Genomic DNA, 9,506 nt, shown 5'->3' with positions numbered 1-9,506 from the left:
GCGTGGGCGGGCACTAATTGGCGGGGGGGGGGCCCCCCCCCCGCGGGGGGGGGGGGGGGGGGGGGGTGGGGGGGGGGGGGGGGGGGGGGGCCCCCCCCCCCCCCCCCCCCCCCCCCCACACGACAGCGCAAGCAGAACCTCAGGCGGCGATCGAGCGCCACAGCTCCACGAGTTCGAGCTTGCTGTAGATGCGTTCCGGCCTGATCACGGCATCGTCGCTGACGTAATAGAAGACTGCGTCGATCTGCTCAGGATCGATGTTCTTCCACTCGGCGAAAGCCTGGCGATAGAGGGCGAGCTGCAGCTGACGTGCCTCAAGCTCGCCGGCATCCCTCGGCGCCTTTCCGGTCTTCCAGTCGACGATGCGGTAGCGGCCGTCGACGAGGTAGACGGCGTCGAGCTTGCAGACCACGATCTCGCCGTCGAGGATCAGGTGGATCTCGATCTCCACCTCCTCCGGCTTCAGGGCGGCGAACTCCGATCGCTCGAAGATGCCGCGCAGGCGGGCGAAGTCCTCGTCGTCTACCGGCAGGTCGCCGAGGTCGAGTTCGGTCGGCAGGGCGTCCAGTTCTTCCGATGCCCCCTGAACGCCGTAGCGATCCTCCACCCAGCTGTGGAAGAGCGTTCCGAGGTTGGTCGCACGATAGGGCCGCTCGGGCATCGGTCGACGCAGCGATGAGGCGACGGATGCCGGATCGGTCACGAAGTCCTTGAACCGCGACGCGGGTACCCGGCTCGGCATCTCCACGAACTCCGCAGAGTCGAGACGACGCCGACGTTCCTCGATGAGCAGGTCGAGTTCACGCTCCCAGGTTCCTGCCGCACCTGGCACAGCATCACGAACCAGCTCGGCCGCGCGCTCCACGGCGGCGCGTCGGCCGCCGAGCGGGTCGAGCGGCCACTGGAACAGGTTCACGTCGTCGCCGAGCGGATTCTCGGTGTATTCGCTGCCGAACGGAAGCGGCCCGATCACACCGGCCTCGGCCAGTGGCACGAGGAAGGGGCTGGGTTTACGCGCCGTGGTCTGGCTCGCCCAGAACGACGCGGTCAACAGCAGAGAGTGCCTGGCGCGGGTGACAGCCACGTAGGCGAGCCGCCGTTCCTCGAGCAGGTGACGGTCGCGCACCGCCACCTTGAACTCCTTCTGGGCGTCGAGCAGCTGCTTGCGCGATTCCACGCCCTGCCACGGGAAGTCGGGTAGCTCTGCCGCATCGCCGCGAAACCCGTAGGGAAGCGATCCGAACGACAGCCAGCCGTTGAATCCCTCACGAGGCGAACCCGGCAGCTCGTTCTCGACCATCCGCGGCACCACCACGATGTCCCACTCGAGACCCTTCGAACCGTGGATGGTGAGCAGTTGAACGGTGCCGGGCTCCGCATCCTCCGGGCGCGGTGCGAGGCCGTCCCGCCACTCCGCTTCCTTCAACCAGCCGAGAAAGCCCCCGAGACTGGCCGAATCGTCGACCGCGAGGTAGCCGCCGAGGGCGTCGAAGAAGGCTTCCATGTTCGCCGCACCGAGCGAACGGGTCTCGTTCGCCGCGACCTCGATGTCAAGCATGAGCTCCTGCTCGACGAAGGTCACGAAGTCGAGCAGGTCGAGACCCGCACGGCTGCGCAGCCGTGCGAGCAGTCGGCCAGCCTCGCGCAGCCGCGGCAGGCCCACATCGCTGAACCTCTCCAGCTGGCTGTGCCCGTCGCGGGCCGTCGCAAGGAAATCGATGGCATCGACGATCGAGCCGCCCTCGCCCTCGGCGACGGAGGCGCGCATCCGGTCTTTCACCTCCTGCTCGATCGGCTGCTGCGCGTAGTCGCGATCACGCAGCCAGGATGCCAGGCGGCTGAGCCCGTGCAGATCCTTGGGTCCGATCCGCCAGCGAGAACCCGCGAGCAGGCGCACCAGTTCCGACCCCGCCGTCGGATCGTTGGTCACGGTGAGCGCGGAAACGAGGTCCGCGATCTCCGGCTCGGCCATGAGCCCGCCGATCCCGAGCACATGGAATGGCACGCCATGGTGGCGGAGGGCGTCGATGAAGGTCGACTGGGTCTTGCGGGCGCGGAACAGCATGGCGGCGGTCGGCGGGGTCTCGCCCCGCGGAGTCGCCAGTTTCGCCTTGAGCCACAGCGCGGCGGCATCCGCCTCGTCAGGCAGGGTTTCCTCCACGATCACCCCGACCGGCAAGCTGCTGGCCGCCGGCCCGGCCTCGAGCCTGTCCACACCGACACCGGTGGATGCGGCGAGCGGCTCCACCAGCGCGTTGGCCACCGCGAGGATTCCGTGTCCATTGCGCCAGCTGGTGCTGAGCGCGAACTGCTGCACGCCGTTATTCACCGTGGCGGAGTCGCTGCCGAACTGGACGGCGAAACCTTCGAGGTTCGCTGCACTCGCGCCGCGCCATCCGTAAATTGACTGGTTCGGGTCACCGACGGCCATCACCGAGAGGCCTGCGAACAGCTCCGCGAGCAGCCAGGTCTGCACCACGCTGGTGTCCTGGTACTCGTCAAGCAGCACGACCCTGAAACGTTCGCGATACTCCTCGGCGACCGTGGGCACTTTTCGCACGATCTGCAGGGCGAGTGAGACCTGATCGGAGTATTCGACGAACCCCCGCCGTGCCTTTGCCGTGGAAAACTGTTCAGCCAGGTCGATGAGCACGGGAAGCCCGCCCACGGTGTTGGCCAGCGTCACAGCTTCCTCATACGCTCCGGATCCGCCTGAGGGAAGGTCGGCGAGCGCAGCGAATCGCGCGGCCATCGTCGCGACATCGACAGCCTCGACGACGTTCTCGCTGAGGGCATGGCTGAGCCCGATGACCGCGCGGGTCACCGCGTCGACGCTCTTTCCGAGACCGGGCAGCCGTTCGTCGGTGGATGCGATCACTATCGATCGGGCGAGCTGCCAGCTGGACGCCTCGCCGAGCACGGCACCGTCGCTCTCCCGCCCGAGAAGCACGGCGTTGTCGCGGTAGATCGTGTTGGAGAACGAGTTGTACGTGGCAACCACCGGCGGATCGAACTCGTCGTAGTCGCCGGGAAGCAGCGCGGCGACGTGCAGTTCGCCGATGCGTTCACGGATGCGGGCGGAGAGCTCGCCCGCCGCCTTGCGCGTGAAGGTGAGACCGAGAATTTCGCTGGCCTTGACGTGCCCGTTCGCCAGCAGCCAGAGCACCCGGTTGGCCATGGTCTCGGTCTTGCCGCTCCCCGCGCCCGCGACCACGATCGCCGGAGCCAGAGGAGACTCGATCACCTCACGCTGCTGCACTGTCGGGCGCGGGCGACCCAGGGCGTCAGCGATATCGAAGGCGCTGACCTGATCGGCGCTAATCACTGCTGACCGCCCTCACCCGGTGCAGCTTGCGCGTCGCGATGCTGAAGCCACCCCATTCGTTCAACTCGATAGCACCCTCGAAGGCCGCCGCAGCCATCCCGGCCGCCGCCTGGCGGATGCGCGTGCGAAAACCCTCGAGCTCCGCCTCGTCGAGTGGTGCCTGCACCCCCTCGCGGTAGAGCTTCGATTTGATGCCCTTCTTCACATAGAGCAACTTCGCGCCGCCGCTCGAATGCTCTCCGAGCTCGTCGAGGAACTCGCCGAGCACTCCCTGGGCGTAGGCCAACTGGTACGACCCGAGCTGCGGATGCACATCCACTTTTGGCTGCGCGGTGATCGGGCTCCCGGTCTTCAGGTCGATGATCACCACGGAACCGTCGCTCGCCCGCTCGACCCTGTCGATGGACCCGTTCACGGTGGCACGGTCGATCTCCAGGGAGAACCGTCCCTCCGCGGCGACCAGTGTCTTACCGTCCCGCTCGAAGTCGGCGAGATACTCCGCGACGCCGGCCGCGAGGATGCGCGCCGCCCTCTTCTGCTGTTCGGCGAACCACGGCGACTCGAAATAGAGCTCGCCCCAGCGTTCCTCGATGGCACGCCAGACGGTATCGACACTCGCATCGGTCGCCGTCTCCATCGCCCAGTGCACGATAGTGCCGAGTCCCATGGCGGTGCTGGTCTGGCTGCCCGCGACAGTGTCGATGAACCAGTCGAGCGGCGACTCCTCGAAGGCTTCGAGCCGTGATGGCGACACCGGCACCGACTCGTCTTCTGCGAACAGCGGTTCGGTCGTCGACACCTCGATCAGTCCGTGCCAGTCGGCAGGGTCCGCGCCCGGCACCCGTTCCTGCGCCAGTCGGGCGAGAGCGGATGCCGCGGCCTCCCGCTCGGGGAGGCTGCGCCGCTCGGTCACCAGCTCACGGCGGAGTCTCCCGGTCAGTGCGCGGAGCGACAGCGGACGCGCCGTCGACACGTCCAACATCGGAGTGTAGATGGGAGCGAGGGCGAAAAGCACGCTCACCGCTTCGTCCTCGTTGGAGACCGCAGCGAGGATGACCTGCCGCCGGGCACGGGAGACGGCGAGCGCGAACATCCGCAGCTCGTCGTCCCTCACCTGTCGTCGTTCGTCGATGACGGCGTCGTCGAGTCCGGTGACCACGCGAACGAGTTCCTGCGGAGAGAGCAGAGAACCGCGCAGCCTGAGGTTCGGCCAGACGCCGTCCTGGAGGGCCGCGACGACGACGACCTCGACCTCGAGCCCCACCGCCCCTGACGGCGTCGTCACAAGCACAGACTCCCCCGTCGGCTGGGGCGACAGCGTGTCTTCCGGAACCTCGGCGTCGAGCACCGCGTCGAGAAAGATACTCGGAGCCGTTCCGGGCTGCCGCTCAACGAAGCGACGGGCGGCCGTGAAGAGGGCGACAATGCCGTCCAGGTTGCGGTTGGCCTCGGCGGCGGAGATGCCGGCGCTGATGGCCTGGTCGAACCACGGTTTCGCGAGACCGCTGCGCTCCCAGGCCAGCCAGAGCAGTTCCTCGATAGTGCCGCCGCCTTTCGCAAGCTCTGCGACAGCGGCGAGAGTGGAGGCGAGCCGGTCGGCGTTCCGGCCGGTGCGGTGATCGATGGTCGCGAAGCGGCCGGGAGCTCCGAGCGCTTCGACGAGCAGGTCGTCGCTCGACCGATTGCCGTCGCCCGCGATCTCCTCCGCCCTGAGTGCGAGACGCAGACGGCGGAGCGCCAGAGGGTCGAGTCCCCCGAACGGACCGAGCAGCAGTTCTGTCGCGAGCTCGACCCTCAGTGGCGTGCGCCCGGTGCCGACGTCGATCACAGTCAGCAGGTTCCTGGCCGCGTGGTCGTCGCGAAGTGCACGCCCGCCGACGGCAGTGCGGGTCGGCACCTCCGCAAGGGCGAGCGCGCGCGCGATCACCGGCACCTGCGCCCCGCTGCGCACGACCACCGCCATGTCGTTCCATCCCACACCCTCGAGCAGGTGGTGCTCGCGCAGCTGTCTCGCGATGCCGGCCCACTCCCGCGCGGGACTTGCGGCCTGGATGCTGACGACCGGCATGACGACGGAGTCGCCGCTCGCGACGGCGGCGCGCTGACCAACAGCGCCGGCCGTGCCGATCCGCTCGGTCACGCGACTGGTGAACTCGCGCAGCACGGCTCCCTGCCGATGCGCCGTCGAGAGGGTGAGGGTGACCAGTCGCGGAATACCGAGCACGGCGCCGAGCCGGCCGAGAGCGTCAGGCTCGCCACCGCGGAAGGCGTTGGTGGCGACATCCGGATCTCCGAAGGCGACGATCGTGACCCCTCGTGCGGCAAGGGCCGAAAGCAGCGAGATGGTCGACTTGGTCGCCTCCTGAAGGTCGTCGACGGCGACGAGCCGCAGGCGGGAGACGACGGGGCTGTCGGCGGCGATCGCGGCGACGGCGAACTGCACGAGCTCTGCCGAGTCCAGTTGGTTGAAACGCGAACTGCTGACGACCGCGAGATATTCGGCGATGAAGTCGGCGGCCGCAATCCACTCCGGATGACCGTGCCGCCGACCGAGTTCGCTGAGGTGCTCCGGCGTGACGCCGAACTCTGTGGCACGCATCATCAGCTCGCGCAACTCCGTGCGGAACCCGCGAAGCCGACGTACCTCAGTCCCGAGCAGTTCCGGCCACGCCGGACCCGTGCCGTCTTCGAGCTGCCCGTCGAGCAGTTGCCCGATGTCGCTGTCCTGGTCGCCGCCGGTCGCCAGTCTCGGCGGTTCCACTCCCGCCTCGCGTGCAGCATGACCAACGATCTCGAAGGCCAGCGAATTGACGGTGCGGGCCAGCGGACCGTTGGTGGGGGCTCCCAGCCTCAGCGCGAGGCGATCACGCAGCCTGGTCGCAGTGGTGCGGTTCGACGTAAGAACCATCAGGTCCTCCGGTGCGAAACCTTCTCCGTGCACGCGCTGCGCGATCAGCTCGACGAGCGTTGTCGTCTTGCCGGTGCCTGGCGCGCCCAGAACGGCTGCCGAAGTATCGAGAGGAAGGTCGAGCACGGCCTGCTGTGAGGGATCGAGAAGGTGTGGTTCGGATGCCGCGACGCCTGCGCTCGCACTCCGAAAACCCTTGATCGCCATGGCCTCAACGGTAGCGGCTAGCGCTGACAGCGAACGCTGCCGGGCTGGCCTGTTCTTCTGTCGTAATCTTTAGCCGTGGACATTCGTATCGGCATCACCAACAGCCCCCGTGAGATCAACTTTGAGACATTGCAGTCGGCGAGCGAGGTGGAGGCAGTCGTCGCGAACGCGCTCGACTCCGCCGCCAAATTCTTCAAACTCTCCGACAGCCGCGGCAACGTATATATCGTGCCCGTCGACTCGTTCGGGTACCTCGAGATCGGCACGGAAGAGTCGCGCCGCGTGGGCTTCGTCTCCTGACCATGGAGCTCCTTTTCGTGACGCTGGGGGGAGCGATCCTCGGTCTCGCCGTGCGCTACATCTTCCCGCGACGGAGCGCCTACGGGGCACTGCTGCTTCCGGCGATCGGTGCGGCAGTGGCATCCGCCGTCTGGGCCGGCCTCACCTGGGTCGGTTGGAAGTTCGATGGCGGCTGGATCTGGGTTGTGAGCCTGGTGCTCGCCGGAATCGTCCCGATCGCTTTCGCGCTCCTCGTGCCTCGACAGCGCACGCATGCCGACACCGGCATGCTGGCCTCGCTCAGTCGCGCGTGACCGCAACCCGATCGCTGTCAGCGTAGCGCCGGCACTATTAGCGCGCAGTCGTGTGATCAGCGCGCAAGTTGTAACTGGCGCGCGGATAACACAACCCCGCGCTGACGCCCCAAATCAGGCGGTGAGCCCGAGCGCGTCCATGCGGCGCGTGTGAGCGGAGATCAGCTCAGTGAACACGGGTTCGAGGCGCGCCTCATCCGGATGACTCTGCTCCGACAGCGCGGACCGTGCGATGAGCAGGGTGTCGCCCACCAGCCGCCGGCCCCACATCGCCAGCCGGGACGCCAGACGCGGATTTGCCTCGATCGCGGTTCGCAGTTCGTTCATGATCAGGTCGTGACCGCCCGCATCGGAGAAGATCGCCCTGACCCGGAGGGCTGTATCGCCCGGAAGCCCGTCGGCGAGACTGCGGTAGAAGTCGTCGAGCAGGCCCGAGGTGACGTAGCTGGTGAGAAGCGTCTCGTGCCAGTCGGCGCCCGCGGTCATCCGAGTATAACGGTCGATGCGATCGGCGTAGGGAGCCATGGTCTCCCCCGACACTTTGCCCTTCTTGGTGATCTCCGCAGTGAGAGCCTGGTGTTTGGCGAGGGAGAGGCCCGCGGCGCGGCTCAACGCCTCCTTCGCTCCGGTACTCGGCGCGGTGGTGACGGCACGGGTCAAAGTCTCGAAGATGGCGAGCTGCAGATAAGCGGCCTGGGCCAGATACGGGATGAGTTCCGGCGTCAGTTCTGCGAAGTCGACGCGGTTGACCGGAACCGGCGCCTCACGGCGCGGTTTCGACCGGGGAACGTCCTGGCGCTTCGGGCGACGACCGAACAGAGAGACCACGGGCATAGCCTATCGGCGTGACAGGCGACTGGCCGCAGGGTGCCCAACCGGCTCACCGGCAAATCTCGACTAAACTGGCGGTAATTACCTCCCATTTCTGGTGGAGGTTCAGCACGCCCCAGGTCAAAGCGGGCGTAGCCGCTTCACGACAAGGGCACCGATCATTTCAACTTTTTCAGATCTCAATATCGACCAGGACATGGTCGACGCACTCGCTTCCCAAGGAATCGTCGAACCGTTCCCCATCCAGACCCAGACGATCCCTATGGGGCTCGCCGGCCAGGACATCATCGGACAGGCCAAGACCGGAACGGGCAAGACCCTCGGTTTCGGCCTTCCACTGCTGCAGGCGCTCGGCACGAATCCCGAGCCTGGAGTGAAGGCTCTCGTCGTGGTACCCACACGCGAGCTGTGCGTGCAGGTGGCCGAAGACCTCGTGCTCGCCGCATCCAACCGCAGCACCCAGGTCGCCGCGATCTACGGCGGCAAGGCCTATGAGGGCCAGATCGAGCAGCTCAAGGCCGGCGCGCAGGTCGTCGTCGGTACTCCGGGGCGCCTGCTCGACCTCGCGAGCCAGCACATGCTGTCGCTCAAAGACGTCAAGGTGATGGTGCTCGACGAGGCCGACAAGATGCTCGACCTCGGGTTTCTCTCCGACATCGAGAAGCTCTTCGCGCAGACCTCACCCACCCGTCACACCATGCTGTTCTCCGCGACGATGCCCGGACCGATCGTGGCTCTCGCGCGTCGCTTCATGAACCGTCCGATCCACATCCGCGCGACGGATCCGGATGAGGGACGCACCCAGGCGAACATCAAGCACGTCGTCTACCGCGCCCACAATCTCGACAAAGACGAGGTCATCGCCCGTATCCTGCAGGCCGAGGGACGCGGCAAGACTGTGATCTTCACCCGCACCAAGCGTGCGGCGGCCAAGCTGGTAGAAGAGCTCAACGACCGCGGCTTCAATGCCGCCGCCGTACACGGCGACCTCAACCAGGAGCAGCGCGAGCGCGCAATGGCCGCGTTCAAGGCTGGCAAGAAAGACATCCTGATCGCCACGGATGTCGCGGCCCGCGGTATCGACGTCAACGATGTCACCCACGTGATCAACCACACCATCCCTGACGACGACGACACCTACCTGCACCGCGCAGGACGCACCGGTCGCGCCGGCAAGACCGGCATCGCCGTCACCTTCGTGGACTGGGACGACATGCACAAGTGGACGCAGATCAATAAGGCGCTTGACATGGGGCAGCCTGAGCCCGTCGAGACCTACTCCTCGTCACCGCACCTCTACACCGACCTCGACATCCCGGAGGGCACGAAGGGTCGCCTCAAGTCGGCCGGTCCGGTTCGCGAGCGTGAACCGCGCTCGACGGCTCCCTCCAGTGGTCGCTCCGGCTCAGGCCGCGGCGACTCGCGCCAGGGCGGATCGCGCGACGGTGCACCGCGCGGCGAGGGTCGGGAACGTAACCGCACCCGCAGTGGCGGCTCGAACGACGCTGTCCGGCCGGACGCGCAGAAGCCGGAAGGTGCCGGCACTCACGACGGCACGGGGCCGACTCGCCGTCGGCGCAATCGCACCCGCCGCCCGAACACGGGAAGCACACCGCCTCCTGCCGGATAGTCTCACGCTCGC

General features: G+C 67.2%; 6 protein-coding genes. 3 read left to right on the top strand and 3 right to left on the bottom strand.

Features of this window, described 5'->3' with window-relative positions:
- Positions 1 to 139 precede the first annotated feature (139 nt).
- Together ABIB56_RS04750 and ABIB56_RS04745 are read right to left on the bottom strand one after the other, a co-directional pair.
- Positions 140 to 3,325, bottom strand: a complete 3,186-nt coding sequence (locus ABIB56_RS04750; RefSeq protein ID WP_354567827.1) for an ATP-dependent helicase — start codon at positions 3,323 to 3,325, stop codon at positions 140 to 142.
- A complete protein-coding gene (locus tag ABIB56_RS04745) occupies positions 3,318 to 6,440 on the bottom strand; it encodes a PD-(D/E)XK nuclease family protein (RefSeq protein WP_354567826.1) in 3,123 nt (1,040 codons plus the stop codon). The genes ABIB56_RS04750 and ABIB56_RS04745 overlap by 8 nt, the downstream gene beginning before the upstream one ends.
- A gap of 75 nt (positions 6,441 to 6,515) precedes the next feature.
- Here ABIB56_RS04745 and ABIB56_RS04740 point away from each other — a divergent pair, with 75 nt between their 5' ends.
- Positions 6,516 to 6,740: a DUF3107 domain-containing protein gene (locus ABIB56_RS04740; RefSeq protein WP_354567825.1), complete on the top strand. Its 225-nt coding sequence runs from the start codon at positions 6,516 to 6,518 to the stop codon at positions 6,738 to 6,740.
- A gap of 2 nt (positions 6,741 to 6,742) precedes the next feature.
- Positions 6,743 to 7,033, top strand: a complete 291-nt coding sequence (locus ABIB56_RS04735) for a hypothetical protein (protein ID WP_354567824.1) — start codon at positions 6,743 to 6,745, stop codon at positions 7,031 to 7,033.
- A gap of 114 nt (positions 7,034 to 7,147) precedes the next feature.
- On the opposite strand, the gene ABIB56_RS04730 is transcribed toward ABIB56_RS04735, so the two are convergent.
- On the bottom strand, positions 7,148 to 7,867 hold the full coding sequence (locus tag ABIB56_RS04730; protein ID WP_354567823.1) for a ferritin-like fold-containing protein: 720 nt from the start codon (positions 7,865 to 7,867) through the stop codon (positions 7,148 to 7,150).
- Between the two features lie 193 nt (positions 7,868 to 8,060).
- Between ABIB56_RS04730 and ABIB56_RS04725 the strand changes: the two genes are divergently transcribed.
- Positions 8,061 to 9,494 carry a DEAD/DEAH box helicase gene (locus ABIB56_RS04725; protein ID WP_354567822.1) on the top strand — a complete coding sequence of 478 codons (1,434 nt, stop codon included), beginning with the start codon at positions 8,061 to 8,063 and terminating at the stop codon, positions 9,492 to 9,494.
- Positions 9,495 to 9,506: the final 12 nt, after the last annotated feature.

The organism is Glaciihabitans sp. UYNi722 (genome assembly GCF_040549465.1).
Taxonomy (GTDB): domain Bacteria; phylum Actinomycetota; class Actinomycetes; order Actinomycetales; family Microbacteriaceae; genus Lacisediminihabitans.
Note: the sequence above shows the minus strand (reverse complement) of the source record. Positions and strands in the feature narration are given on the sequence as shown.

Coding starts and splice junctions, on each gene's coding strand:
- ABIB56_RS04745 (WP_354567826.1), bottom strand. CDS start 6,440: ATGGCGATCAAGGGTTTTCGGAGTGCGAGCGCAGGCGTCGCGGCATCC.
- ABIB56_RS04735 (WP_354567824.1), top strand. CDS start 6,743: ATGGAGCTCCTTTTCGTGACGCTGGGGGGAGCGATCCTCGGTCTCGCC.
- ABIB56_RS04730 (WP_354567823.1), bottom strand. CDS start 7,867: ATGCCCGTGGTCTCTCTGTTCGGTCGTCGCCCGAAGCGCCAGGACGTT.
- ABIB56_RS04725 (WP_354567822.1), top strand. CDS start 8,061: ATGGTCGACGCACTCGCTTCCCAAGGAATCGTCGAACCGTTCCCCATC.